We start from the raw sequence: 25,986 nt of genomic DNA on the forward strand, positions 1-25,986 counted from the left end.
TCAGGAGGATTTATGAAAACAATCAAACTAATTTTGAGTGGTGTGACCCTTATGTTCCTTTCTGCTTGTGGCGGCGGCGGTGGCGGAAGTAGCGCTTCATCCCCAAGCTCTGTTGTTCCACCAAGCAATACGCCAGCAGCGGGAAATACCGCTGTAACGTCTGCATCAATGCCGATACAACAATCTTTGAAATCGGTTGAGCTATCTATACCTGAAGGCTTTGATTTTTCTACCGAGAGAGAGGTTTCTGTTAAAGTTGATGTGGCGAGCTCGCAAAGCACTCGAGGATTCATGACTATCTATACTGAGTTCAATGGAGATGTTGTCGACTACACATCACAAGTGTTGAGAAGCCCAATCAATGAAGACATTGAATATTCAACGACGCTTCTGATACCGAATCATGTTCAGAAGGTTTGGGTTGAAATCTGGTACCCGTCGGCAATAGGAAGCGAAGTAAAACGTTCGGTAGACATTGTGAATAACAACGTAGAAGTTCTTCTTTAGTCTTTATGGATTGCTAAAATTATTTGCCGCCATTAAGGCGGCAAAATTGTTTCAGAAGTCGTTCTTTTTCGCCAGTACCGATATTCATAATGTCCTAAGGAATCGACAAAAATGAATGTGGTTGATATTGTCAACTAAGTGTTTTTGATGTATCTTTACCTCAATGATTGACCAATCTCGCCCGATCAAATGATCAAGCATCAAATAAAAAACGGTTAAATCACCGTGAGCCTGCCCTTAACAAAGAATACTATGAATAAAAGACAGTTTATTGCCCATTACCTGCGCATGAATCGCACCTCTTACTTGTTGGCGGTTGTGTTCATTTTCCTCGTCAACTGGTTACAAGTTGAGATCCCTCGTTATATTCAATTAGCCATCGATTTGATTGATGATGCCTCTTCAAGTGGTCATCAGCAGCTTCAAACCTACGTCTGGATCGTGGTTGGTATGTCAGTCGCCATGGTTGTGGTACGTATTCTGTCTCGTATTTATGCGCTTAATCCCGGGCGAATCACAGAGGCTGCACTTAAAAGTACGTTACTACAAAAGCTGAATCGTTTGCCGAATAGCTTTCATGAACGTTTTGCTTCTGGTCGGTTAATATCCATTATTAATAATGACCTTGGCGGGATACGCTTGTTGTTTGGTGTCGGGTTCCTTCAGTTCTTTAATGCGCTGCTTGCATTGTCACTGACACCTCTTTACATGTGGCGTATATCCCCGGAACTCACGCTCTACTCGATTATCCCTATCTCAATCGCTTTTGTGATTTTTCGAGTGGGTTTTAAGCGTATGAAAGCGCTGCATTTAGAGCACATGAAACGTTTACAAAACCTGTCCGCTCAGTTGATGAGTTACCTGTCAGGGATTGATTTGATTAAGAGCCAGCAGATGTCACCTTGGGCGAAATCTGAAACCGAGAAACTCAACCAGTTATTGCTTGAATGTCGTTTAAAGATCACTCGTATCCAAGTCTTCTTCATGCCTGTGCTTGATTATGCCAATGACCTGATGAAAATCATAATTCTTGGGTTGGGTGGTTACATGTTAATGAGACAAGAGTTAACTCTAGGTGAGATAACGGCGTTCCTGACTTACTCGGTTTTACTCGCAATGCCATTGATGCAGTTAGGTAGAATCGCAACGATTTATCAGCGTGGCATGGTGGGTATTCAAAGTGTGCAAACTATTCTCAATGCGAAAGTTCCAGAGCTTGATGAAGACAAGCTGACTGAACTCGATGTGAAACCTCTGAAGGGAAAAACGTTTTCTATTCGTAACCTTAGCTTTCGCTATTCTGGTGAAGAACGAACGATTCTCGATAACATCAGTTTTGATATTCCAGCGGGTAAGAAAATCGGCGTATTAGGGGGGATTGGTTCGGGGAAAACGACATTAGTAAACTGTTTGAATCACCATTTGGATGTTCCTGAAAGTTCTGTTTTTCTCGGTGACAGAGATGTAACCAGTTTCTCACGCAGCGATCTGCGTCGCTATGTTAAAACCGTTACTCAAGACCCTTATCTGTTCTCCGCAACTGTCGAAGATAATATTCGTTTTGGTAGTTCTGACACTGAATTAGCGAAGAGTCAGGTTGATGAAGTTTTAGAACTGAGTCAGTTAGCCAATGATGTCACACGTTTTGAACATGGCGATCAAACCTTAGTCGGTGAGAAAGGCATCATGCTGTCCGGTGGACAAAAGCAACGCCTCAGTATTGCGCGAGCTTTGCTGCAACCAACTGATTTAATCATCATGGATAACGTTCTATCTGCGGTTGATTATGAAACCGAGAGAAAGATCTTAGAAGGTTTGTTCACGCGCTTAGAGAACCAGTCGGTTCTTGTAGTGTCACACCGTGTCAATGCCCTTGAGTATATGGATGAAATTATCGTGCTAAATGAAGGCAAGGTGATTGCAAAAGGTGACCACACCACGTTATTAAAAACGTGTGCTTATTATTATGAAACATGGCAATTACAGCAGAATGAAACGGAGGCCGCAGCATGTTAAAAGGTGTTGATCTTAAGTATCTTAAGCACTTTTTTAAGTTTGCTAAGAAATACAAAGGTTCTGCGATTCTGGGGATCGCCATGCTTCCATTCTCAGTCATCACTAGCTTGTTGTTTCCGTGGTTAATCATTCAAGTGATCGATGTTCATCTGAGCCAAGGCGATATGGATGGGCTGCTCGAGTATGTTTTCTATATGGTTATTGTTCTTGTGGTTAGTTATGTAGTGGATACCATCTATTCGTATAATCTGCGTAAAACGGGCCAATACACGATAACAGACATGCGATCTGTACTGTTTGCTCGCGTGCTCAAATTGCCGCGCAGCTATTTCGATAATACGCCTATTGGGGTAACGCTTTCCCGCCTTACGAGTGATTTAGAAACCATTGGTGAAACGTTTATTCAGTCGGTCGTTGGGTTAGTAAAAGACAGTATCAACACAATAGCTTTGCTAGTAATGATGTTCTTCATTGATTGGCAACTAACACTGATTGTATTAGTTATCATGCCGCCAGTGATGTATTTGACGGTGTACGTGCGTAACCGACTCCGGGCATTGTATAAGGTTACCCGCTCTACGTTAGCTCGTGGTATTGGCTTTTTACAAGAAGTCTTGTTTGGCATGAAAACTGTTCAGATGTACCGAGCGGAAGAGCAAGTAGAGCAACGATACCAAAGCTATACGGACGAGTTTCTTAGAGCGCAGAAAAAGATTAATAAATACGATGCGATTTTGTTTTCGTTTATTTCAGGTATTACCTCAATCACTATCGCGATCATGATTTGGTATGGATCTGAGCAAGTTATAGAAGGGGCATTGACTCTAGGCGTGCTGATCGCTTTCATCAACACCTTGGAGAAAGTGTTTGTACCGATTCGTGATTTTACGTCGCAGATTGCTTCAATTCAGAGCTCATTTGCCGCGTTCGACCACATTGAAGAGCTGTTTGTTGAGCCGACTGAAGAAGAAGGGCGTAACTTATTGCCATCGAACAAGGTTGAACAACAGTTAAAAAACTTTGTAAGCCTTGAATTTAAAAACGTGAGCTTCCGTTACAAAGACGATTCTCCGTATGTTTTAAAGAGTGTCTCTTTTATGCTGGAGAAAGGGCATCAAATCGCACTTGTGGGTTCGACTGGTTCGGGTAAGTCTACGATTTTACGCTTGATATCTAAAACCTACCAAGACTATGAAGGTAGTATTCTGTTGAATGGTATTGAACTGTCACAGATTTCAAGCGAAGACTCTGCGCATCTTTTTTCGATGATGATGCAAGATGTCCACCTATTTGAAGAGACGATTCAGTTCAATATTGCATTGGGTAAATCACACCTATCTAGAGCTGAGGTTGAACAGGCTGCTCGCTATGTTTACGCCAATAAGTTTATTGAACAATTGCCACAAGGGTATGACTTCCAATTAGAGAAGAACGGCTCCAATTTGTCTGTTGGGCAAACACAACTTATCTCATTTGCAAGAGCGGTCGCTCAAGGTGGGCAATTGATGATGCTTGATGAGGCAACCAGTTCGGTGGATTCCATAACCGAAGATCTCATCCAAAAAGCGATGCAGCGTCTGTTTAAGGAAAAAACCGTGATTGCGATTGCGCACCGTCTGAGCACCGTTCGCCACTCTGACACGATTCTAGTACTGGAAAAGGGTGAAATTGTTGAGCAAGGCAGCCATCAACAATTGGTAGCTCACAATGGAATTTATGCTGGGTTGTTGAAGGAATCGATTGTAGAAACGAGCGATTACCAAGTTACGGAGGCTTGAAATTAGGCGTCGTTTGATGAGACGGATTGCTCTGTCCATGCTTTAGCCGTTTCTATTGTTCTCTAATATTCCCAATAGCTTAGGGAAAATAAAACATATTTTACGATTATTAATATGTTATGATCTCCCTACTACTAAAGGGGTGTCTTTGGGCATCAAAATGTATGCAAGCAAAACGTAAGTGCTTGTGTCAGTCACTTTCTGGCGAATATGGAATCGAAAATGTTGTTGGAAGAAGTTGTAGAAATTATTGAATTAACCGACTCAGACCATTTATCTCAAGCAATGGAGCTGTTTAACGAGCATGGTTTTGTTGACGCTGAGTCTTTGCCTTTTATGAACGTTGTTTTTGAAACGGCACCTGATCAACTTGCGAAGAAGCTGTCGCAGATTGGTTTTAAAGGGTTAGTGAAAGTCGAGAAGAGTGAAGACGCATCTGGTTTCATCATTGTAGATGCTGGGCGTATTCAGCCACAAAACTCTACTCAGTTAAAAGACTCTGTTCAACAGCTAGACTCTATTCAGCTAAGTAAAAGTGCGTAATCAAAAAACGCCTATTCAGTCATACCAATAGTGATTATTTGAGGTAACACCGTGACAACAGCGACCGTATCATCAACAACTCAACACATTACCAATGAACATGCGCTTTTAGGTGCATCGCTATTAGCGTCTCAAAAAGTTGAGTTGGCTCTGTTCAGTGTTATCTCTAAATTAGCTAAAGCACTATCAAAAGAGCAGCAACAGTCATTAGGTTTGGATTTGGATACCTTTTTAAGGGAGAAACCAAGTGAGCAAGCGACAACGCTGAGCCACTACGAACAGGCGTTTGGTGAGCTACTTCCTTTGAAGGCAAATGAACTCAGTGATTTCATTTACCACAGAAACTTGGTAACTCGTGGTTTTTGGCGAGTGACAGGGGCTGATGTTAAAGGCGGTGAGAAGCTTGCGAACCCAGAGCTGTATTTAAAAGAGTTCTTGGCTAAGTGTGAATACTGGCAAGTGATGCTCGATACTCAAGCCAAGTAATCGAATCGAAATAAGAAAGCCATAGCGAACATGCTATGGCTTTTTTGTTTGTGTAAATCGTGCTGAATTTTTTAAAGCAGATGATTGCATTGAAGACTCAACACATCACCGCTATTACTTTCAGTTTCCCCCAAAACTTAAAGCATCATCTTCAATACATAGTTCCTAGAGACATAATGATGCTTAAGCGCGGCGCTAATATGCAAAACAATTAAACAGGCTAGGGCAATACAACTAGCACGATGTAAATAGAAAAAGAAACTATTGATTGCAGGGTCGGTAATTAGATTATTGACCGTCGTTAACCAAAATAGAGAGTAAGGTTCCTTTAGCATCAAATAACCGGTGCTGAAAACCATGAACATCACTAGGTACATCAAGGAATGAGCAAGTTTGGCTAAACACTGTTGTCCTGTTGGTATCGAGACGGGCATGGTTGGTGATGAGCGAAAGTGGCTCCAGATATAACGTATAACGAGCAACGGTGTCGCAATAGTCGCCAATGACATATTGAGTACCGACAGAAAAGAAAACAGTTCCGGATGGCTGGTGACATAGTGCATCACATACCCTGCGACTGTAGCGTAGATGATGACGGATGCCATGACCCAATGCAGCACACGGCTCATTAAATCGTATCGTGGATTATTCAAATTAACCTCGCTCTGATTATTATAAATATAAGACTCAATTGGATGCTATAAATCAACCATTGGTATATTCGCATCACGAATTAATTATATAGAACAGTAATACTTGGTATTTTTCTTAATTAGAAATTAATGATGTTGCTTCAAGTGTTTTATAATTATCAATGATGTTTTAGAGTGTTAATTCCAATACGAAGAAGACAAGTCGGCTGACTTCCTAGCTTGTCTTGTCATTACGAGATACAGTTACACAAAGATTAAATATATAAGGAATGTATAAATGCTTCGAATCCTATTGATTGCGGTGTTCTCACTGGTCACAACCATGAGCTTTGCAAGCGAGGAGGTTAAATACTCAGAAAAAGAGTATATAGACCGACCATTGATGGAACGATACATCTTAGATGAATTGAAGCAGCTGCGAATGGAACAGCAAGATCTTGAAAGACGCTTAACTATTCAGATGACGGATCGAGAGCTTTCAGTGGCCGATAAATCGCTGAATTACGCAAACGTAACCGTGACTTATTTCTTCTACATTATCGCAGGTGTTGCTTCTCTTATCGCGTTAGTGGGGTGGCAATCACTTAAAGAGCTCAAGCACACCACCAAAGAAATGGCCGATCAGCGATTGAATTCGATTGCTCAAGACTATGAGAAGAAATTCAATATTCTTGAAAGGGATCTTAAACGCAAGACCCGAATCATCTCGGAAAACAACCGAGAGATTGAGATCATCAATGAGATTCATAACTTATGGTTGAGAGCGCAAAATGCGCAAACGGCAGAGCAAAAAATTGAAATCTACGATGAGATATTAAAGGTTCGTCCTGGGGATCTTGAAGCGTTAACCTATAAAGCGGATGCTGCGATGGACATGCAGGAATATCATTGGGCAATGAGCCTGTGTAACCGCGTACTAGAGGTGGACGATCAAAATGCTCATGCCTTGTACCAACGCGCTTGTGCTTACGCTAGATTAGGTGCAGAAGGTCAAGCTATCGATGACTTAGAGCGTTCTATTCAAGCGAGTGGATCAATGAGAGAGCTATTAGCTGAAGAGCAAGACTTCGAGATGCTACGAGGCTTAGAGCGTTTTGAGGCTCTTTGCGAAGAGTAATTCTATGTAACATGTTGGGCTACGTTAGCCCAACATATTTTTACTGTAGATACAGAACGGTTTCTTACATTACGTTTATTCTTTTCACTTAATTGTTATGTTATAACATTTAAATGAGTTCATTATTATAAACCGTTTAATCTTTTATGAAGTTCCTTCGCATCGGCCTGATCATCGTAGCTATCAGCGCATTCTCACTTTCTGCTTTTTTGTCTTTTCAATCCGAATCGACAGAAGAGATCTCAATTCAAATAACGCCTTATCAAGGCTCTCAAACGCCTGATAAAGGCAACATCAACCCGAAATCTAGCTCAAGTTCACTGGTTAAAATTCATTACTTTGTGAAAGTAGGAGACACACTCAGCAATGTTTTCTCATCGTGGAGCTTACCTTATGAGACGGTTCAAAAGGTATTAGAAGCAGATTTAGAATCTTTGAAATTGGATACCATCAAACCTGGTGATCATCTAGAGCTGCTTTTAGATAGTGAATCTAAACAGTTGGTAGAGCTGATCTACCACGAGAGCTTAGTGGAGCAGGCTGTTTATACAGAAAATGATGACGGCAGTTTTCGTTATCAATTCATAGAAACACCTGGGGAATGGAAAGAAAAACTGTATGAAGGCACGGTACAGGGGAGCTTTTCGATGTCGGCTCATCGAGCAGGATTAACGACTTCCCAGATAGCCAACATCACTCGAACACTGAAAGATAAAATCAACTTCTCAAAAGAGCTGAGAGCGGGTGATAGCTTTAATGTGTTGGTTAATGAACAGTACACGGATGACCACTTAACGGGTAAAACCGAGATTCAAGGGATATCAATTAAGTTGCGAGGTAGAGAAGTTGCAGCGTTTCTAGCTCCTGATGGACGTTTCTACGATAGGAAAGGGAACAGCCTTGAACAAGCTTTCAATCGCTATCCAATAGACAGTCAGTTCCGAAGAATTACTTCGCCATTTAACCCGTACCGTAAACACCCGGTGACAGGACGTATATCTCCGCATAATGGTACTGACTTCGCAACACCCGTAGGGTCGCCAGTCTATTCAACCGGCGATGGTCGAGTTGTGGCAATTCGTAATCATCCGTACGCAGGGAAATACTTGGTGATAGAACACAACAGCGTTTATAAGACACGTTATTTACACTTGAGCCGTTTCTTGGTTAAGAAAGGCCAACAGATTAAGCGAGGTCAAAAAATTGCGTTGTCTGGTGCAACAGGCCGTTTAACCGGACCTCACTTGCACTTTGAAGTGTTAGTACGTGGAAGAGCAGTCGACGCAATGAAGGCTAACCTACCAATGGCAAGTTCTATTCTGCCAGAAAACAAGAAAGAGTTTTTGGCTAGAATTGCTTCATTTGATGGCCTTATTGCGGATCAACAAAGCCGTGCTAGTTGATTAAAAGCCGTGCTAGCTGATTAATAGCAAACGGTAATCTAATCAATAACCATCTCTATCGATAGCTTGTTTAGTCGACAGTTTATTTCGTAGCTCGCTTATTGGCGAATTAAATAGATAAAAACGTTATTGACTCTGTCTTTCCCCCTTGCCATTTGACGAGCAGGGGGAAAAGCAGGAAGCGTGGATAAGTTAAGCCGCCAGTTCTCGTTTACTCTATTAAGTAATAGAGCAATAAGGTAATTGAATAACTGACTGATAAATAATTGAGCAACTAAGCAATTGACCAACTAAGCAATTAAGCCACGATAACCGCTGTACCGCTCGCCGATACCATTAGCATGCCATTACCCGTTCCTAGTACCTCGTAATCGATATCTACGCCCACAACCGCGTTCGCGCCTGCTTCAATGGCTTTTTGTTCTAGCTCTTTGAAGGCGTAGTTACGTGCTTTCTCTAGTTCTTTTTCATAAGTGCCAGAACGCCCACCAACAAAGTCGCGGATTCCTGAAAACATATCTTTGAAAACGTTAACGCCTAGAATGGCTTCTCCTGCGATAACCCCTTTGTAATCGACAATGCGCTTGCCTTCGACTGATTGTGTGGTGGTAATAATCATAATAGCCTCTCTTGTCCGCTTGTTGAGCTTCTACTCGCTGCATGGATTGATAGTTTGGTCTTATTCTTGAGTATCATCGCTCAATGTTGTCTCTGAGTGTGTGAATTCATGCCGTAACCATGCTCTCAGTTTTAGCACACTTTCTTGTTTTAATTTGTTTTTTGGGCAAACAAAGTAGAAATCTTGGTGTGGATTAGCGACGGGTTCACCCAGTTCCACTAACATGCCGTGGCTGATGTCATCTTTCACAAACAAGCGATGCGTAACCAACACTCCAAGAGAACGAATCGCAGCTTGCACGGCTTGAATGGATATATCGAATGTTAGGTTGCTATGAAATGCGGGCATTGGGATTTGATAATGATCACACCACACTTGCCAGTCGTGCTTTCGTCTAGGGTTAAATGCGCCAATGGTTGGGTTCTGTTTCACAAGTTGCTCAACGCTCAGTCCCGTTTGGTTTTTCAACAAGGTAGGGCTACACACCAATACCAGATCATCATCGCCTAATTTCTCGCTGTAATAGCGATCCCATTCGTTAGGTTTGCCATGGACAAGGGCAATATCGACACCTTCCTGCTCGATATCAAAAGGGCCGGTTAACGTGGAAATACGGATATCGAGCGAGGGAGCAAAGGCTTGGAAGTCAGGCACTCGGGGGATCCACCAGTGCATCGCGAGTGAATTGACCATATTGAGTGTAATGCGGTGATCGTTCGGCGTTCTGGCAAGTTCTTCGGTGGCATCTATGATTTGCTCAAGTGCAGGAGCGACTTTTCGGTAATACCGTTTACCCGCGGCATTAAGAACGACGCGACGACCTACTCGTTGAAATAGAGGCTTATTAACCAGTTGTTCTAATGACTTTATGGCTTGGCTTACCGCAGAGTGACTGACATACAACACGCGTGCGGCTTCGGTCATGCTGCCAGTTTCAGCCACAGCAATAAAAGCATAAACGGATTTAAGCGGAACGAGTTTTTTCATTGGTAAGTTTTCCTTACAGTTATGGTTAATATTACTCGCTATTTTTCATCACGTCACGCTTCTAAAATAGGTGCCATAGGAGGTGATAATTATGTCTGATATTACCAAGGCGACGACTTTTATGTTGTTGTCGACATTCAGTTTGTCTTTAAGCGGCTTAGTGGCTAAATACCTATCTGAAACCATGCCCATTTCGTTGCTGAGTTTTGTGCGTTTTTTGTTGCCCAGTCTGTTTCTATTTCTTTTTCTAACCTTTTACAAAATTAACAAACCGACACGAGAGATGTGGAAACCTTTAGTGATGCGGGCGATCTTTATGGTGGCTTGTCAGTGGTGTTTCCTTACGTCATTGCAAACCTTAACGCTTGTGGAAGGCGTTGTGTTGTTCAGTACAGGTCCTCTGTTTATTCCATTGTTAGAAAAATTAATATTTGGAACAAAAATTCATACAACGACTGTGGTTTGTTTATCGGTAACCTTTGTTGGTGTAGTGATGATGGCAGGGGATTGGTCTCAGTTTGAGTTTGATTCGGAATTCTTTAGGCCTGCACTGTTGCTAGGATTGTTAGCGGGAATGTTTAATTCGGGTTCGCAAGTGAGTTTGTATCGAGCCTCCAAGACCAGTCTCACGCCAGCAGAGCTAAATGCATGGACGTTTCTAGTCGCAGCCATACTCGTGATACCAATGGTTTTATTTACTTCCATTTCTGTTGTGCCTGACGTACTTGATACTAATGGGGGGTATGGCGTCTTAACAGCTTTGCTGTCTATTGATGGTTTAGGTTGGATTGGACTTGGAGCATTTGGACTCGCGTTGTTTACCATTAATACGCAAATCTTCCGCTCTAAAGCCTATAAACTTGCAGAAAGCGGCTCTCAACTCGCGCCCTTAATTTTTACTAACATGCTATTCAGTGCGTTATGGCAGGGATTGTTCTTTGATGATGTCTTCTCTACTCAGCAGCTCATTGGTATTAATCTGATTGTCGTGGCAAGCATTACCAATACACTACTGGCTAAAAGGCAATATAAAGTTAAAACCAAGCAACTCCCAATAACGACAGTGAATGCTTTGAACTCAGAGGCGTTAGGTTCTGTCGCTAAAAGTTAAAAGTTAAAAGTTAAAAGTTAAACGTTAAAAGTTAAACGTTAAGAATTCATGGCTATTGGAAAATACCTAGAACAACGAGCGTATGTACTCTTTTACTCGGTCTATGTGCTTCTTCTGATCAATCTCGGACTGTTGGTTAGCTTCAAGAAATCGCTCTGCGTATTTGTCGTAGATTTTGTTCTCCAAAAATAGCAAATACAGTTTTGGATCGATATGGCCGCTGGTGGCCATGTCGGTCATGATATTGAGCGATTCGTCTAAGTGTTTGCCTTTCTTGTAGGGACGGTCGCTCGAGGTTAGAGCTTCAAATACATCGGCAATCGCCATGGCTCGAGACGGTAAAGGCAATTGATCCTCGTTTAGGCCTCTTGGGTATCCCTTACCATCGATACGCTCGTGGTGTCCGCTCGCGATGTCTGGAATGTTTTTGAGATAAGACGGATAAGGGAGCTTATTGAGCATGGTGAAAGTCTGAATGATATGGTCGTTGATCATGAAACGTTCTTCGTCGTTTAATGTGCCACGACGTACTTTCAAATTATGCAGTTCACCTTGATTATATTTTACTTCTCCGGGTTTAAGGACGAACTCTTCTTGCCACATATCTGCAGGGTTAAAGCCATTATCCCACTGTATTTTATGTTCTGGTTTATCAGCAAGTAACGGCTCCATCACAGGTAAAATAGGCTCTTTGCTATTTGATGGCTTCTCGTTTTGCTCTGTGATGTTCTGTTGAGTGTTAAACCTCTCTTTTTCAGACCAAGATAACCCTAATTGATCGTCTAATGTGCGCTTCCATGTACGTTTTGCTATTTGATCTAAGCGTGCAAGCTGCTCTTCCGTCATAGATTCACCGCCCAGGTTGCACTCAGCAACGAAGGCAAATTCTTCATCTAATTCTGACAAGTTTTGTTCGAGTACTTTAAGCTGATCTTCTTGAAGTGCCCCGTTAGCTATGGCTTTCCAATAGTCGGTTTCCGCTTGTTGCTTTAACAGCTCGAAGCGCATGCGAACTTCGTGGATTCGGTCATAAATCGTTTCCAGTTTTGTTGCTTTGTCCACCACATATTCTGGTGTGGTGACTTTACCGCAATCGTGAAGCCACGCAGCAAGCATCAATTCTTCCCACTGCTTATTATCTAATGAAAATTGCGGGTAATAACGGTCATCATCAATGGTTGCTTGGGTTAGCCACTTGGTCAGTTCTGGGACTCGTTGGCAATGGCCACCTGTGTAAGGTGATTTGGTATCAATCGCCGATGCAATCAGCTCGATGAAAGCATTGAGCATGTTTTTCTGTTGCTGCATTTGGTCGATATTGTCTTTAGCTATTTCAGCAAAACTGAGCAGCTCTCTTAAAAAGGCATGCTTGTCGGCCTGCATCTTGGTGATCGGTCTTTCATAACCAATGGCAACAATGCCGACCAACAGTTTTTCGCGGTTCAATAGTGGAAACAGATACAGGTCTGAATTGAAGATCGAGTCTTGATAATAATTAAGAACGTTGTCTTCGCGGCTTAGATGGATGGTTTCGCCTGCTTTCAGTTGGCATAGTAACCAAGGGGTATGCTTGATGAAGTCATTGATGTCCGCTTTAAAAGGAATAATGGCGAGATTAGCAGCCGTATCAAACACATCTTTTTCTTCTGACTGAGTGAAAAGCACGATGGTTTCAGCTTTGGTAATTAAATAACTTTGGTGAGCAATGTTCTTAGCGAGTATCGAAAATTCCTGATTACCCGCCGTGTCTCGAAGTAGGGTGATTAAATCATGAAGTGTGTGCTCCATGAGTTCGATAGAGTGGGTGAGGTTCGCTACTTCTTGAATCATGCTTTTGGGATAGTGGGTTCGTCTGAAATCAAATCGCGCAATGTTGTCTGTGAGTTGCATGAGTTGCATGAGTGTATTGAGTGGTTGAGATAAGCGATTCGCCACAAACCATACGATGCCGAAACAGATAAACAACATACCAATTGCAACAGCCACTTGCTTATCACGCATGGAGATGAGGTCAGCCAGCAGATCATTGTGTGGTGTTGCTTCTGCCAAATATAGCGTGACATGTTGAGTGAGCTCGACAGGTGTTAACGTTAATGCCCAAGTATTTAAATTGTACTCCACGTTTTTTAGGTTGAGATTAAACTTCTCTTCATCCGAGATAAGAGGCCCTAGTACGGATGCTTTCAGAGCTGCCATCTGCTCACGTTTAGGTATGTTAAAAAAGCTTGGATCTTGTTCGCTACCCGATACTTTTCCTACAGGGTGATCACCTAGTTTTCCTTCCTGATTGGTTTGAGGGTTTAGGTTAGGTATTGATAGATCAAGTTGATGCTCGCCAAGAAGGTTAAAGTGTTGGTCGAACAGAGCCAATCGGGTTTGCGGAGAATAGGCCAGCTTACTGATTTGAGAAGAGAGAGATTTTAGCGTGAAATCGGCACCAACCACATGTTTACCATCGGCTGAGCGCCTAGAGAGCGTAATACCATTGGTTTGTAGAAAATAGAAAAGATAAGGTTCTGAAAGTTGTATCGAGCCATCGGATTTTGCGTTACGAAACCAAGGTCGAGTGGTGGGGTTAAATTGGCTCTCAGACTGCACCGTTCTGATTACTTGATGTGCACCATCAAGAAAGTTAATCACGTTTTCGCCGTCTAGATTGGTTGTGCTGACCATCATGGTGGCCTTGGATGGCGCATTGTTTTCAGCTCTTTGTTTAATAGACGTCAAAGGACGAAAAATCCTGAACTCACCATTATCAGAACCATAAAACAAAGCCACTAAATTGGTATTCTGTTTGAAGATAATATCGACTGACGCCAGCCAAGACTCTTTTTCAATTGAAGCGGTTTGATGATCCACAAACGGGCTTACCGCCATCACATTTAAGGTTGTGATAACAGGCGCAATGGCTTGTTTAAATATCGATTCCAGCTTATCGCGATGTTCGTTGCTCACTTCGCGCACGGTACCCAATAACAGATCTTGAGAATGACGATAGCTTATCGATATCAAAACGGTACCGACCAGTGTTGTCAAAATTAAGAAAAGGCTCGTGATGTGGATACTCAGCGGATATCGTCTTCGTCTCATCTCTCATTCCGGTTTGTTAACTGGTTTAAGTATTGACGAACTTGGGTAGGTTGCAAAAAATTGGCTTAATTAAGGCGATAACATGAAGAGCTTTACTCACATTTACTCAGAGAGATAATAGCAAAGCCCTATGTTTAAGCCCTAAGCCCTGCTTTCAGTTGGTAAGGTTGTTCAAAGGTGTTGGACATCCTTTTTGTCGTTTGTGAGAACAATATTATCGACTAGGATTTATTATTTTTGGCTAAAAAAATCAGAGTAACCAGTATTTTTGGGGATTGTATTAATTGATAATTATCATGTTAATATCGCCTACTATTTTGCACATCTATACCGTTATCTAGGTGCTGTATTGTGTTGAGCCTAGAAGGAACAGTAATGACGTTAGAAGCATATATTCTTAATGTAGGAATATATTCAATTTTCCCATTGTATTTTGCTACGTTAAAAAATCGCGTACGTACAGCGGCGTTTTATAACTATCTTAGTATTGTACTTTTGGTCGGGGGGCTTGCTGGTGCAGTCTATTCATTTCCGTTATCCGAAACTCTAAGTATTTCAGGCGGAAATATTGCTTATGGTGCATTCATGATGAGCACTATCATGCTCATCATTATTGAACGAGATTTTAGTACCTTTAGACACATGTTTCAGCTAGTAGTGGTTGTAGATTTGATTGCCTTTGTTGGTTTTAATTTTATGGCTTGGTTGTTGGAATCGGAATATGTGTTGAATCCTTTTGGAATCCCTTTCAATATTTTTGATGTATCAATGAAAGTACTTGTACTTGGGGGAGCTTTAATTCTCCTCGAAATATTGTTATTGATGTTCATTTTTACACAAGTAAGTAAGTTCCTTTCCAACCTACCTGTGTTGGCATTCATCTACACGTTGGCATTTGTTTTTATCCTCTGCTTGGATGGGGTACTGTTTCCTCTTTTAGCTTTTGATTTAAGTCCTCAGATCGTTCCTATCATATTCGGAAATATAATGGGTAAGTTGTTGATCGCGGCTAGTTATAGCGTCCCAATGCTCGTCTTTTATTTTTTGTTTAGAGGCGATTTTGCCAAGTTTGTTAGTTCGCCACTCTCCATAAAGGATTTGACTAAAGCACCTAGAAAAGAATTACTGGAAACCTTGTATCAATATGAGCTGCGTGATGAGCAGCTACAGAGAGAAAAACAAGATCTTCAAAAGATAGCACTTTTTGATGAGCTCACTTCTCTTCCTAATAGACGTCAATTTAATCAAACGTTTGAATCTGAATGGGCTCGATGTGAACAAGAAGGGCAAGCTTTAACCTTAGTGATCGGTGATATTGACTTTTTTAAGCAATACAATGATGCGTATGGCCACCATCAAGGTGATGTCTGCCTCAAACAAATAGCAAAGCTTTGGAAGCAAATCTTTAAACGGCCGTCAGACCTTGCAGCTCGAATCGGGGGGGAGGAATTTGCCATTGTATTGCCAAATACATCAATCGAACAAAGCAAAGGTCGCCTTAATTCATTCTTAAAGGTTTTACACGATCAATCGATTTCTCATAGCTCTTCACCAATTGCTTCTCATGTAACGATGAGTATAGGCGTTGCTCAATGTATTCCGGCTAAAAGCACGTCACCAAATGATCTGTTTATGCTCGCTGATGAACGCCTTTACCAAGCAAAGAATAACGGACGAAATCAGGTTATTGCCGATTAAATTAATTTTAACAATTCTGAATGATGAACAGTATATAATTGCAAATTACCCAGCATCAAATTACGAAGGTGTCTGCCGGACATTTTTTGAGGAAGCTGTATTATTCCAACCCAATTTGGAATTGATTGACTAGACCAAGCGATGAAGGCATTGATTTATGGAATTAAAAGTTGATACACACACCCACACATACGCAAGTGGTCATGCTTATAGCACGTTGATCGAAAACGCCAAGTCGGCGAAGCAAAACGGGCTAGCCATGTTTTGTACTACTGATCATTCAGAGTCTATGCCAGGCGCTCCACACTATTGGTTCTTCAGTAATCAGCGTGTACTTCCTCGTTTTATTGAAGAGGTTGCTATTATCCGCGGTGTTGAGTCGAACATCATGAACACACAAGGTGAAATTGATATTCATCCTAGTGTTGATAAGAACTTAGATTGGGTGATTGCGAGTTTTCATGAGCCAGTTTTTCGCCCATCGGATGTCGCTACTCACACAGAAGCGCTGTTGAATGTGATTAAGGGCGGCCGAATCGATGCACTTGGCCACTTAGGGAATCCGAATTTTGATTTTGACTTTGATTCCGTTATTCAATGCGCGGCAGAACATAACGTCGCAATCGAAATCAATAACACCACACTGAAGGGCAATAGCCGTGTTGGTAGCGTCGATCGTTGCTATGAAATAGCGAGAATAGCGAAAGCCAAAGGTGCATTTATTACCACAGGAAGTGACGCACATTTTTGCGTCGATGTCGGTGGATTAGATCTTGTGTCTTCACTACTCGATGAAGTGGGCTTGGATTCGAGTAAAGTCATTACTCATTCGCCCAAGCAGTTTCTGGCGTTTCTAGCATTACGCGGTCGTCAATCTATCGCCGAATTTTCAGTATTTGAGTAATGGACTGACCGGTACTTTTTACTTTCTAGTCATTGATTAGCTAGTTAGCTGATTTGCATTTCGACACAATCAATTTTTGTGCCTGACAGATTTTTGTATACACTAGCCGAAAATAATAAAGTCGAAGTGCCACATTACTGTTGGCTCTAACTTCAAAGACACCGCTTCACTTGGAGAAACAATGAAAACTCGCTCAATCCTTTTATCTGGCTTAATCGCTGCTTCAGTATTGTCTGGCAACGCATTTGCGAATGTCGACCTTAAGAAAAACATGCAAGAAATGAAGCTTGCATTCAAACAAGCTGCTGAAGCTCAAAGCATCGAAGAGATGCAAAAACCTATCGTACGAATTGATACGCTAGTTGCTGAGCTCAAAACGGGTGTTTACCCAATTGAGAAAGAAGAACACTTCATGGAAGGTTTCAAAAAGATCAGTGCATCGATTGATAGCATTGAGAAGAAGCTAGACGAAGGTGAATTTGAATCAGCACAGCAAGAGCTTCGTACTATCGATGGCCTTCGTGAAGAGTATCACGAGAAGCGTAATCCAAGCATTTGGAGCAAGATCTTCGGTTAATTTTCTAATCAATTGAGTTTGCTTGTTAGATATGTATCAAAGAGATACGTAACAAAGAGCAAAGCCTCAAGATTCGATTTCTAAAACGCTGTCTTACATTACCCTCATTAGAGGAAGGTGTAAGGCGGCGTTTTTTATTGTCTTTTTTCTAAACAGTTTACTGCTATTTTTCTAGACATTTTAATGCTAATAGGTGCGTAACATTTTCTTAGCTCTGGTGCTGTAACGAGTTTTTAACGAAAAAGAGTGTGCGTTAGCTTCAATTTTTTAACTTGATGTTAATCTTTACGTTTAACTATATTCCAAGTCCCTCATAATAAGGGAAATTTATAAATATTTGGAATAATGCGCCGAACCTCGTTCAACGTCTCCATGTTATTAGCAACAGCATTAAGCTGGGTACTAGTAACGTTAATGCCTGTTATCAATGCTCATGGTAATAGTGCGGGAGTATGGGCGTCGTTATGTACGGTCAACGGCTTTGAACTGGTTCAAATAGAAGAAGGCGAGCCGAGTACTCACAAAGGTAAACCGTGTCCGTTTAGTCATTTTTCCACATTCCACCAAGACAAATTTCCAACTACACTACTAACAACTCGACAGAGTTCTATTGTCTCTGACAGCTACGCTTTTTTGGCTCTAAGCGAACGCTATACGAGGCAAGCCCCGCGCGGCCCTCCCTTTGATATTGCTTAAACCTAACCCACTAAAATAATTAAAAAATACAGTATTAAGTAAAGTTAACCATGCTCAGATTACTTTCTGATTTTTCAGAAGGTATGTTTGCGTGTGTCAAAGGAAATAATAATGTTGAGAAATGAATCTCAAAGCTCTGCGAAAGCACAAGCGACTTCGCAGTCTACAAGCAGTGCAACAGCCGGTTCGGAAACCAATATAAAAAGAAAAGACCGCAATAAAACTCTCTACTTCCTCACTTGGCGCTGGCACTTCTATGCCGGGCTATTCGTTATCCCATTCATGTTGATGTTGAGTATTACTGGTTTGGTGATGCTGTTTGACGATGAAATCGAATTTGCTTTCCATCAAGACGCGATTGAAATTGTTGTATCGGGCGAACCGATCAAGGTGTCACAACAATTAGCTGCGGTACAAAATCAATACCCACAAGGTACGGTGACACAGTTTGTACCTAGCAAAGTCCCTGATCTTGCGAACCGATTTTCTGTATCACTTGAAGATGGCACTTCCTTTTTCGCCACGGTGAATCAATACACTGGCGAAGTGGTAGGAGAAATTCCACGCAGCGATAGCCTGTATCAACTCGCGAATGACATCCACGGCACTTTGTTGATTGGTGATTGGGGTGATTACCTCATTGAGGTTGCAATCAGCTTGTCGATCCTTCTGTTAGTGAGTGGAATCTATTTATGGCTTCCTCGAGATAACGCAAGCCGTGCTGGTTTTCTTAAGCTTAGATTTACCTCAGGAACACGTGTTTTAATGCGTGACCTGCATGCGAACATCGGTGGAACACTATCATTCATTCTTCTGTTATTTATTCTATCGGGATTATCATGGACCGGCTTTTGGGGCGGTAAACTTGTTCAAGCATGGAGCACCTTTCCTGCTCAAATGTGGGACGATATTCCTCTGTCTAGCGAAACGCATGCTTCTTTAAATCACGGGTCTGAAGAGGAAATGCCTTGGAACCTAGAGCAAACTCCACTGCCTTTGTCTCAAGATAAGCCGTCAGAACACGTACATCATGCAGAAGAGACATCTGAATCTCATGACCATTCGAAGATGGGTGAAGAGCATTCTGAGCATTTAGTTTTAGCAGCGAGTAATTTCTCGATTGATGATGTGATAGCAAAAGCTCGAGCTCTTGGTTTTACGCAGTATAAAGTCAATTTCCCTCGCTCAGAAACGGGCGTTTACACCGTGGCTGCCAATACCATGGGAGGTGACATCATCGATCCAACCCTAGATCGCACGACTCACCTCGACCAATACTCAGGTCGTATTTTGGGAGAGGTTACTTGGCAAGATTACAACTTCATCGCGAAGACGTTAGCTGTTGGTATTTCATTGCACCAAGGCGATATCAGTATTATTAATAAACTTCTAAATGCCTTGTTCTGCATTGCGTTCGTCGTGGTGTCGGTGACTGGTGGTGTGATGTGGTGGATGCGCAGACCTTCAGGCCAAAGAAAGCTTGGGACGCCACCGAAGTTTGGTGATGCAGGTTTATGGAAAGCAGGCTTAGTGACGGTGGTTGTTATTTCGGTTCTGTTTCCACTCGCGGGTGCAACGATTGTGACTGCAATGCTATTGGATTGGTTACTGTTTTCACGCGTTGAGAGATTTAAGACGGCATTGAGTTAATTGATATAAAAACTGACCTTCTTTCTGAGGAGGTCAGTTTCATTAATCAGATGGGTGATTCCTTTGTGAGGAATACTTTAGACTTGATTCAGCTCTAGATTTGATAAAGCTTTAGATCTGATAAAGCTCTAGCGGCAGGCCGTCTGGGTCTGCGAAAAACGTAAATGATTTCCCCGTATACTCATCAACTCGAATCGGTTCGACTTCAATGCCTTGTCCTTCCAAATAGCTTTTGGCATGTTGAACGTCATCAACACAAAAAGCCAAATGTCTCAGCCCTTGAGCTTCCGGAAAGCTTGGTCTTTCAGGTGCATGAGGGAAACTGAACAATTCTATTTGAGCACCATTCGGCAGTGCTAAATCAAGTTTGTACGATTGGCGCGCTTCGCGATAATTCTCTGCAATAACTTCTAGCTTTAAAATCTCGGTATAAAAGCGCTTTGACATTTCGTAGTCTGAACAGATGATCGCAGCGTGGTGGATTCCTTTCAGCATTAGTTTATCTCTCCGGCCAACTTATCGCTCAAGTGCTCCATTGCGTAATCGATGAACACACGCAGTCGAGCAGGCATGTACTTGGTTTGAGCAAACTGCATCGCGATTGCGCCGTGGTAGTTACTCTTGATGGTCCAATCTTCTAGCACTTGCACAACAGAACCTTCAGTCAGCGCATCTTGAATTACAAAGTCATGGAAAATACCCACACCAAGTCCTTCTTTAACGCCTTTTAGTCTCATCTGAGAGTGGTTTACAGCATAACGCCCACTGACAGGCACTGTGTAAAATTCATCCCCTTTGAGAAAGTCCCAGATGTGGTCTTTATCTGTTTCAGCAAGATATAAGCAGTCGTGCTCTGAAAGCTCGGTTGGGTGGTGAGGGATTCCTTTAGCGTCAAGGTAGTCAGGGCTTGCGCACAGTACGAGGTTCGTTTTCCCTAGTTCTTTTAAAACCAAGCTCTCGTCTGGTTTATCGGTAAGACGAAACGCGATGTCGATACCTTGACGTAAGATATCGATGTCGCCATCAGCGGCTCTTAACTTAAGTTGGATCTCAGGATATTGATTCAAGAAAGGAACGACAAAGGGTTGTAATACCGAATTTAAGAAGGCTTCTGGCGCCGCCACCGTGATTGAACCTGCAGGATCCGTATGATCGGAGGTCGACAGTTCAACAGCCTGTTGCGCGGCATTTATCATAACGACACTTTGATCGTAAACCAATTGTCCAGCTTGGGTGATGATTAAGGTACGAGTCGTTCGTTCAAACAGCTTTACTGATAAGGCTTTTTCCAAGCGCGTGATCAATTTGCTGAGTGCTGAAGGCGTCACGCCCAACTGTTTTGCAGCAGCAGTAAAACTCCCTTCGTTTACCACTAAAATGAAGGATGCGAGATCTGGGAGTAGGGCAATCAGTTTTGGGTTGATCATAACGTTCTTTACTGGGTTATTTGGAAGGGAAATCCGAAGAGTAGATGAGTATTTGTTACCTTCTATCTATTCTTTTAATGCCTTAATTATACGTCAAACGGCATTTAATATTAAGTGCAGTGTTATCTATGGTTTTCCAGATTTTTTCATTATGTGGTAAGCATGACCTGCTGTGTTTTATAAAAACAGTTTTGAGCTCTTTATTTATACAATTACATACATATACTGGCACGATAGTTTTATGTAAATCATTAGGTTAGATAAAGGGAGTTTTATGGATCAATCAGAAAGCCTATTTCAGAAACAAAGAGTCAAAAGGTTTAATTTTTCTATTTGGACCGTATTAACCGGAACTCTACTCGCTCGTACGAGTTACTTTATGGCTTGGCCATTTCTGATTGTGTTTCTTTATGAAGATTATGGTGCATCGGCAATAGAAGTGGGCATGATGCTCGCGACTTCAGCTGTCGTTGGTGCTGGAGCTGGGCTCTATTCGGGTTATATCTCCGATAAAGTGGGTCGAAAGTGGGTCATGGTACTTGGAAGCTGGGTTGCCGCTATTGCTTATTCGGGTATTGGCATTGCCAACGAGATTTGGCAGTTCTATGTGTTAATCATGATGACAGGTCTAATGAGGCCGATGATTGAAGCACCAGCAAAAGCGGTAATTGGCGATAATCTTGACGATTTGAAAGACCGAGAATTGGCGCTGAATGTTCGTTACTTCTTGTTAAATTTAGGTGGAGCTTTGGGGCCACTTATTGGTATTACACTGGCTCTCGCACATCCACAAAACCTATTCTTTGTCGCGGGTGCTACCTACGTTGTATATGGCTTTTGGTTACTCGTCGGCATCGAAAGAAAGGGAACATTTACTAAGCCTGACATCTCACAACTTCCCAACTTTACAGCAACACTAAATGTGATTCGCAAAGACAATATTTTTGTTAAGTTGATGATTGCTAACTTTATTATGATGTTTGTCTATGCTCAAGTAGAGTCATCGATTCCACAAGTTATTGTTCGTTCATCAATAAGTGATGCTGCTCATTTAATCGCAAGTTTAGTGCTGGTGAACACCTTAACTATTATTGTGTTTCAATTTCCAATGTTGAAGTGGTTGGAACATGTTCCTTTATTTGTACGGACGCGAATTGGAATGTTCTTGATGGCGGTGGCTCAAATCGGCTTTCTACTTACACCTAGTGATTGGGCTCTAGGTTGGGGGGTGGCTTGTTTTATATTGAGTTTAGGAGAGGTCATTGCATTTCCAACGCTTAACGTTCAAATCGATCGCATGGCACCCCCTCATTTACGAGGTTCCTATTTTGGCGCTGCAGCACTTTATTCTCTGGGTTTTGCGATTGCCCCGTTAATTGGTGGAGTAGTTATTGAATTGTTGAGTCCGGTTTGGTTATTTGCGGTTTGTTTTGGACTATGTTTAGTGATGATCTGGTTATACTGGCTTGCAGAGCACACTGAAGATACCGTGGAAAGAGCCCCAATCACACAAAGCTAGATCTAATGGTCTAGGTACTGTCTAGAGAGCGTGAAAGAATATGGATAAACAGAACTTTTCTCAAGAACTGAAACGGTTAAGGGAAGAACATCCGTTATCACAAGAAGAACTTGCAGAGGTTCTCTCTACATCTCATCGCGCATTTTCAGGCGTTAACCAGGTTGCGGTCAGTCAGTGGGAGCGAGGTAAGACGCTGCCGAGTTTTGTTCGTCGATTAGGTATCGCGAGTTTCTTTCAACAAGAGTATGAGTTTTCTGTTGATGAGATGATTCAAGTAAAAGCAGCAACCAAAAAGATGGATCGCCCTTTCAACGTTGATATTGGTTATGACTACGAGGTTACTAGCGTTGAGTCATACAACATGAGTTCACTTCCGGTGAAAAGACTGAAATCGATTCAAGGGATGCACTTTAAAACCTATGGCAAAGACTTTATCGAGGTTGCTCAGCAGCTCGGTGTAAAAAAAGAGGATATGCAGGTTCTTTGCTTCTTGTTCGAGGGGGTGATTATTGGCCATGTAGTTTACGATGGCGTCAGTAAGATGCTTTGTAGTGTTGGTGCAGTTAGCGTTGTTATTCGACGTAAGATCTTTGCTCACATGGCAGATAATTTAGCAGGCACTGAGTTTCGATTTCCTACCATTGATCCTGCTATGTGCCAGTTTCTGTATGACCTCTACTTAGAACCTTACATGAGCAAGCTTGGCATGCCATTTTTCAAGGCAGATATAAAGAAAGTGGTGAACAACCCTTTTTCTCAGAACATCCAAAACAAACACGATATCTATTTTAAGTACATCCGTTACCACGACCTAAAGCAGAAGAAAAAAAGCGTTGAGTTTGTCTTAAGTGAGAGCAATAAAAACGATCTACATAACCAATCTAAGGTCAGTTAAAGGTAGCGGTTTCGAATACAAGAAGCCTTGGTAGCGATCAAAACCTAACTGGTGGATCAATTGGCGTGTTTCATTATCTTCAACGCCTTCTGCCACGGTTTCAATTCCAGACTTCTTGCAGTACGCCAAAGTTCGTTTCACTAAGTCTGAACGAGATGGTTCAACGCTATTCACAATTGATTTATCAAACTTCACTTCATCAATATTAAGGCTCATCACTTTATTTAAATCTGAATGGCCGACACCAAAGTCGTCAATTGAGATTTTTACGCCAAGGGATTTAAAGCGCTTTATCTGATCACAAAGTTGCTCGTCTAATTGATCATTCTCACTGAGTTCAAAGGTTAGCTGATTGGCCTTGAATGAAGCATTCCAAAGTAACTCGCGAACCTTTTCCACGTTATCAGGGTTAGCGAGGACCTTCTTGCTGATATTCACGGCAAGGCCTAAGCGTGGTGAGAGCGATTTTATCTCTGTGAGCGATTGTTCCAATACACTAAAGAAGATTTCTTCTTCGTACCCCAATGCAAATGCACGATCAATAAACACACCCGGAGAGAAAATACCTTCTTCTGGGATGTCTAAACGGATCAGTGCTTCTACGCCAATGACTTTTTCGACACTTGGTTCAACCTTTGGCTGATAAAAGCAGGTGTACCAGTCGTTCTCGAAAGCTTGTTGTATGGTGTGGTCGGATAGGGTCATTTGCTTAGCTTCTCATCTTATGTCGTTTGTATAGCGGCGCTGCTGCTGCACATTCTGAGAGAAACTGGCAATCATCACTATATCGTTCTGAGATGAAAAATTCATATTCGATATGAAAGCGAAATTAGAAGGTAATTGATGGAGGGCTTGCGTTAAAAAGAACAACATTGAGGCGTTAATGTGCCCTGTGTCACTAGGATGAACTATTATTAGTGCCTGTGATTCATTAATGTTTTTCCAACTAGAGGGATAATCGAAAAGGGCATGTTCAACTAGAATAGAGGTATAAGTTTTACAGTGTAAATGATCGAATTGAAATCGTTTGCATCCCCTACATAATGCGGCGCACGATGCTGCTGAATAATAACTAGGAAGGAATAGACAATGTCTTCTGCATTTTACCAACAGATTCAAAATCAAATCGAAGAAGTTAAAGAAGAAGGTCTTTACAAGTCTGAGCGCATTATCACTTCTGCTCAAAAAGCAGCGGTTTCTATCTCGACTGGTGAAGAAGTACTAAACTTCTGTGCAAACAACTACTTAGGTCTTGCTAACCATCCTGCTCTTATCGAAGCTGCTAAAGATGGTATGGATCAGCACGGTTTTGGTATGGCTTCAGTACGTTTCATCTGTGGTACTCAAGACTCTCACAAAGAACTAGAGCAAAAGCTATCTACGTTCCTAGGTAAAGAAGATACTATCCTTTACACATCTTGTTTTGATGCGAACGCTGGCCTATTCGAAACGATTTTAGGTAAAGAAGACGCAATCATCTCTGACGCTCTAAACCACGCATCTATCATCGATGGCGTTCGTTTGTGTAAAGCTATGCGTTTCCGTTACTCGAACAACAACATGGAAGAGCTAGAGCAACAACTTATCGCTGCTAAAGAAGCGGGTGCTCGCAATACATTAATCGTAACTGACGGTGTATTCTCTATGGACGGCGTAGTGGCTAACCTTCCTGCTATCTGTGACCTTGCTGATAAGTACGGTGCACTCGTTATGGTTGATGACTCTCACGCTGTGGGCTTCATGGGCGAAAACGGCGCGGGTACTCACGAGTTCCACAACGTTGTTGACCGTATCGACATCATCACAGGTACGCTTGGTAAAGCAATGGGTGGCGCTTCAGGCGGTTACACTGCTGGTAAGAAAGAAGTGATCGACTGGCTACGTCAGCGTTCTCGTCCATACCTATTCTCTAACTCTGTTGCACCTGCAATCGTGTCTGCGTCTATCCGCGTTATAGATCTTCTTGCAGAATCTGGCGACCTACGTACTCAACTATGGGAAAACTCTGCTCACTTCCGTACTCGCATGGAAGCTGCTGGTTTCACTATGGGCGGCGCTGATCACGCAATCATCCCAATCATGCTGGGTGATGCAAAAGTAGCGGCCGAATTTGCAGAGCGCGCACTAGAAAAAGGCATCTACGTTGTCGGTTTCTCTTTCCCTGTAGTACCAAAAGGCCAAGCTCGTATCCGTACGCAAATGTCTGCTGCACACTCTCGTGAGCAACTGGATCGCGCAATCGATGCGTTCATCCAAGTTGGTAAAGACATGGCTATCATCTAATTTTAAAGGGATGCCTTATGCGTCCTT

Annotated in this window: 23 protein-coding genes; 16 read left to right on the forward strand and 7 right to left on the reverse strand. The window is 42.2% G+C overall.

Features of this window, described 5'->3' with window-relative positions; translation table 11 throughout:
- The first annotated feature begins 12 nt into the window (after window positions 1-12).
- The 5 genes from OCV36_RS18420 to OCV36_RS18440 all read left to right on the forward strand — a co-directional run bounded on the left by OCV36_RS18420 (window position 13) and on the right by OCV36_RS18440 (window position 5,330).
- Window positions 13-507, forward strand: a complete 495-nt coding sequence (locus OCV36_RS18420; RefSeq protein ID WP_135457543.1) for a hypothetical protein — start codon at window positions 13-15, stop codon at window positions 505-507.
- A 252-nt stretch (window positions 508-759) separates the two neighbouring features.
- On the forward strand, window positions 760-2,523 hold the full coding sequence (locus tag OCV36_RS18425) for an ABC transporter ATP-binding protein (protein ID WP_135457545.1): 1,764 nt from the start codon (window positions 760-762) through the stop codon (window positions 2,521-2,523).
- On the forward strand, window positions 2,517-4,301 hold the full coding sequence (locus tag OCV36_RS18430; RefSeq protein ID WP_135457547.1) for an ABC transporter ATP-binding protein: 1,785 nt from the start codon (window positions 2,517-2,519) through the stop codon (window positions 4,299-4,301). Before OCV36_RS18425 ends, OCV36_RS18430 begins: the two co-directional genes overlap by 7 nt.
- Window positions 4,302-4,523: 222 nt before the next feature.
- Window positions 4,524-4,844, forward strand: a complete 321-nt coding sequence (locus tag OCV36_RS18435; RefSeq protein ID WP_135457549.1) for a hypothetical protein — start codon at window positions 4,524-4,526, stop codon at window positions 4,842-4,844.
- Between the two features lie 51 nt (window positions 4,845-4,895).
- On the forward strand, window positions 4,896-5,330 hold the full coding sequence (locus OCV36_RS18440) for a hypothetical protein (protein ID WP_135457552.1): 435 nt from the start codon (window positions 4,896-4,898) through the stop codon (window positions 5,328-5,330).
- Between the two features lie 137 nt (window positions 5,331-5,467).
- Here the strand turns inward: OCV36_RS18440 and OCV36_RS18445 are convergent, their stop codons facing one another.
- Entirely contained in the window at window positions 5,468-5,935 is a 468-nt protein-coding gene (locus OCV36_RS18445; RefSeq protein WP_237297911.1) for a cytochrome b, read from the reverse strand.
- A gap of 325 nt (window positions 5,936-6,260) precedes the next feature.
- Here OCV36_RS18445 and OCV36_RS18450 point away from each other — a divergent pair, with 325 nt between their 5' ends.
- Together OCV36_RS18450 and OCV36_RS18455 are read left to right on the forward strand one after the other, a co-directional pair.
- Complete coding sequence (locus OCV36_RS18450) at window positions 6,261-7,100, forward strand: tetratricopeptide repeat protein (RefSeq protein ID WP_135457554.1); 840 nt, start codon at window positions 6,261-6,263, stop codon at window positions 7,098-7,100.
- A 146-nt stretch (window positions 7,101-7,246) separates the two neighbouring features.
- A complete protein-coding gene (locus OCV36_RS18455) occupies window positions 7,247-8,503 on the forward strand; it encodes a peptidoglycan DD-metalloendopeptidase family protein (RefSeq protein WP_135457555.1) in 1,257 nt (418 codons plus the stop codon).
- A gap of 298 nt (window positions 8,504-8,801) precedes the next feature.
- On the opposite strand, the gene OCV36_RS18460 is transcribed toward OCV36_RS18455, so the two are convergent.
- A complete protein-coding gene (locus OCV36_RS18460; protein ID WP_017075792.1) occupies window positions 8,802-9,122 on the reverse strand; it encodes a heavy metal-binding domain-containing protein in 321 nt (106 codons plus the stop codon).
- A gap of 60 nt (window positions 9,123-9,182) precedes the next feature.
- Window positions 9,183-10,109, reverse strand: a complete 927-nt coding sequence (locus OCV36_RS18465; RefSeq protein ID WP_135457557.1) for a LysR substrate-binding domain-containing protein — start codon at window positions 10,107-10,109, stop codon at window positions 9,183-9,185.
- A 91-nt stretch (window positions 10,110-10,200) separates the two neighbouring features.
- On the opposite strand from OCV36_RS18465, the gene OCV36_RS18470 reads away from it, so the two are divergent.
- On the forward strand, window positions 10,201-11,220 hold the full coding sequence (locus OCV36_RS18470; RefSeq protein WP_135457559.1) for a DMT family transporter: 1,020 nt from the start codon (window positions 10,201-10,203) through the stop codon (window positions 11,218-11,220).
- 66 nt (window positions 11,221-11,286) lie between these two features.
- Here OCV36_RS18470 and OCV36_RS18475 read toward each other — a convergent pair whose 3' ends face one another.
- The gene (locus OCV36_RS18475) at window positions 11,287-14,310 is read right to left on the reverse strand and encodes an HD domain-containing phosphohydrolase (RefSeq protein WP_135457561.1); all 3,024 of its coding nucleotides are present in this window, start codon (window positions 14,308-14,310) and stop codon (window positions 11,287-11,289) included.
- A 375-nt stretch (window positions 14,311-14,685) separates the two neighbouring features.
- Between OCV36_RS18475 and OCV36_RS18480 the strand changes: the two genes are divergently transcribed.
- The 5 genes from OCV36_RS18480 to OCV36_RS18500 all read left to right on the forward strand — a co-directional run bounded on the left by OCV36_RS18480 (window position 14,686) and on the right by OCV36_RS18500 (window position 19,835).
- Window positions 14,686-16,008 carry a GGDEF domain-containing protein gene (locus tag OCV36_RS18480; protein ID WP_135457563.1) on the forward strand — a complete coding sequence of 441 codons (1,323 nt, stop codon included), beginning with the start codon at window positions 14,686-14,688 and terminating at the stop codon, window positions 16,006-16,008.
- A 157-nt stretch (window positions 16,009-16,165) separates the two neighbouring features.
- Window positions 16,166-16,912, forward strand: a complete 747-nt coding sequence (locus OCV36_RS18485; RefSeq protein ID WP_017075787.1) for a phosphatase — start codon at window positions 16,166-16,168, stop codon at window positions 16,910-16,912.
- A gap of 181 nt (window positions 16,913-17,093) precedes the next feature.
- Window positions 17,094-17,489, forward strand: coding sequence for a cytochrome b562 (locus OCV36_RS18490; RefSeq protein WP_135457565.1), 396 nt, complete (start codon window positions 17,094-17,096; stop codon window positions 17,487-17,489).
- A 345-nt stretch (window positions 17,490-17,834) separates the two neighbouring features.
- Window positions 17,835-18,185 (forward strand): hypothetical protein, encoded by a 351-nt coding sequence (locus OCV36_RS18495; RefSeq protein WP_135457567.1) that lies wholly within the window; start codon window positions 17,835-17,837, stop codon window positions 18,183-18,185.
- A gap of 111 nt (window positions 18,186-18,296) precedes the next feature.
- Window positions 18,297-19,835, forward strand: coding sequence for a PepSY-associated TM helix domain-containing protein (locus OCV36_RS18500; RefSeq protein ID WP_135457569.1), 1,539 nt, complete (start codon window positions 18,297-18,299; stop codon window positions 19,833-19,835).
- Between the two features lie 111 nt (window positions 19,836-19,946).
- On the opposite strand, the gene gloA2 is transcribed toward OCV36_RS18500, so the two are convergent.
- Window positions 19,947-20,330 (reverse strand): SMU1112c/YaeR family gloxylase I-like metalloprotein, encoded by a 384-nt coding sequence (gene gloA2 / locus OCV36_RS18505; RefSeq protein WP_135457571.1) that lies wholly within the window; start codon window positions 20,328-20,330, stop codon window positions 19,947-19,949.
- Window positions 20,330-21,262 carry a LysR family transcriptional regulator gene (locus OCV36_RS18510; protein WP_135457573.1) on the reverse strand — a complete coding sequence of 311 codons (933 nt, stop codon included), beginning with the start codon at window positions 21,260-21,262 and terminating at the stop codon, window positions 20,330-20,332. Before OCV36_RS18510 ends, gloA2 begins: the two co-directional genes overlap by 1 nt.
- A 274-nt stretch (window positions 21,263-21,536) precedes the next feature.
- Between OCV36_RS18510 and OCV36_RS18515 the strand changes: the two genes are divergently transcribed.
- Window positions 21,537-22,781, forward strand: coding sequence for an MDR family MFS transporter (locus OCV36_RS18515; RefSeq protein WP_135457575.1), 1,245 nt, complete (start codon window positions 21,537-21,539; stop codon window positions 22,779-22,781).
- A gap of 40 nt (window positions 22,782-22,821) precedes the next feature.
- On the forward strand, window positions 22,822-23,676 hold the full coding sequence (locus tag OCV36_RS18520; protein ID WP_135457577.1) for a helix-turn-helix transcriptional regulator: 855 nt from the start codon (window positions 22,822-22,824) through the stop codon (window positions 23,674-23,676).
- On the opposite strand, the gene OCV36_RS18525 is transcribed toward OCV36_RS18520, so the two are convergent.
- Window positions 23,650-24,381: an EAL domain-containing protein gene (locus OCV36_RS18525; protein WP_017075779.1), complete on the reverse strand. Its 732-nt coding sequence runs from the start codon at window positions 24,379-24,381 to the stop codon at window positions 23,650-23,652. The two genes, OCV36_RS18520 and OCV36_RS18525, sit on opposite strands and share 27 nt — an antisense overlap.
- 384 nt (window positions 24,382-24,765) lie before the next feature.
- Between OCV36_RS18525 and OCV36_RS18530 the strand changes: the two genes are divergently transcribed.
- A complete protein-coding gene (locus OCV36_RS18530; RefSeq protein ID WP_017075778.1) occupies window positions 24,766-25,959 on the forward strand; it encodes a glycine C-acetyltransferase in 1,194 nt (397 codons plus the stop codon).
- Window positions 25,960-25,986 lie beyond the last annotated feature (27 nt).

Source organism: Vibrio echinoideorum (assembly GCF_024347455.1).
Taxonomy (GTDB): domain Bacteria; phylum Pseudomonadota; class Gammaproteobacteria; order Enterobacterales; family Vibrionaceae; genus Vibrio; species Vibrio echinoideorum.

What these genes read in the sequence shown, in the direction of transcription:
- OCV36_RS18420 (WP_135457543.1), top strand. Translation starts at nt 13, where the DNA reads ATGAAAACAATCAAACTAATTTTGAGTGGTGTGACCCTTATGTTCCTT.
- OCV36_RS18425 (WP_135457545.1), top strand. Translation starts at nt 760, where the DNA reads ATGAATAAAAGACAGTTTATTGCCCATTACCTGCGCATGAATCGCACC.
- OCV36_RS18430 (WP_135457547.1), top strand. Translation starts at nt 2,517, where the DNA reads ATGTTAAAAGGTGTTGATCTTAAGTATCTTAAGCACTTTTTTAAGTTT.
- OCV36_RS18435 (WP_135457549.1), top strand. Translation starts at nt 4,524, where the DNA reads ATGTTGTTGGAAGAAGTTGTAGAAATTATTGAATTAACCGACTCAGAC.
- OCV36_RS18445 (WP_237297911.1), bottom strand. Translation starts at nt 5,935, where the DNA reads ATGGCATCCGTCATCATCTACGCTACAGTCGCAGGGTATGTGATGCAC.
- OCV36_RS18450 (WP_135457554.1), top strand. Translation starts at nt 6,261, where the DNA reads ATGCTTCGAATCCTATTGATTGCGGTGTTCTCACTGGTCACAACCATG.
- OCV36_RS18455 (WP_135457555.1), top strand. Translation starts at nt 7,247, where the DNA reads ATGAAGTTCCTTCGCATCGGCCTGATCATCGTAGCTATCAGCGCATTC.
- OCV36_RS18460 (WP_017075792.1), bottom strand. Translation starts at nt 9,122, where the DNA reads ATGATTATTACCACCACACAATCAGTCGAAGGCAAGCGCATTGTCGAT.
- OCV36_RS18465 (WP_135457557.1), bottom strand. Translation starts at nt 10,109, where the DNA reads ATGAAAAAACTCGTTCCGCTTAAATCCGTTTATGCTTTTATTGCTGTG.
- OCV36_RS18470 (WP_135457559.1), top strand. Translation starts at nt 10,201, where the DNA reads ATGTCTGATATTACCAAGGCGACGACTTTTATGTTGTTGTCGACATTC.
- OCV36_RS18475 (WP_135457561.1), bottom strand. Translation starts at nt 14,310, where the DNA reads ATGAGACGAAGACGATATCCGCTGAGTATCCACATCACGAGCCTTTTC.
- OCV36_RS18480 (WP_135457563.1), top strand. Translation starts at nt 14,686, where the DNA reads ATGACGTTAGAAGCATATATTCTTAATGTAGGAATATATTCAATTTTC.
- OCV36_RS18485 (WP_017075787.1), top strand. Translation starts at nt 16,166, where the DNA reads ATGGAATTAAAAGTTGATACACACACCCACACATACGCAAGTGGTCAT.
- OCV36_RS18490 (WP_135457565.1), top strand. Translation starts at nt 17,094, where the DNA reads ATGAAAACTCGCTCAATCCTTTTATCTGGCTTAATCGCTGCTTCAGTA.
- OCV36_RS18495 (WP_135457567.1), top strand. Translation starts at nt 17,835, where the DNA reads ATGCGCCGAACCTCGTTCAACGTCTCCATGTTATTAGCAACAGCATTA.
- OCV36_RS18500 (WP_135457569.1), top strand. Translation starts at nt 18,297, where the DNA reads ATGTTGAGAAATGAATCTCAAAGCTCTGCGAAAGCACAAGCGACTTCG.
- gloA2 (WP_135457571.1), bottom strand. Translation starts at nt 20,330, where the DNA reads ATGCTGAAAGGAATCCACCACGCTGCGATCATCTGTTCAGACTACGAA.
- OCV36_RS18510 (WP_135457573.1), bottom strand. Translation starts at nt 21,262, where the DNA reads ATGATCAACCCAAAACTGATTGCCCTACTCCCAGATCTCGCATCCTTC.
- OCV36_RS18515 (WP_135457575.1), top strand. Translation starts at nt 21,537, where the DNA reads ATGGATCAATCAGAAAGCCTATTTCAGAAACAAAGAGTCAAAAGGTTT.
- OCV36_RS18520 (WP_135457577.1), top strand. Translation starts at nt 22,822, where the DNA reads ATGGATAAACAGAACTTTTCTCAAGAACTGAAACGGTTAAGGGAAGAA.
- OCV36_RS18525 (WP_017075779.1), bottom strand. Translation starts at nt 24,381, where the DNA reads ATGACCCTATCCGACCACACCATACAACAAGCTTTCGAGAACGACTGG.
- OCV36_RS18530 (WP_017075778.1), top strand. Translation starts at nt 24,766, where the DNA reads ATGTCTTCTGCATTTTACCAACAGATTCAAAATCAAATCGAAGAAGTT.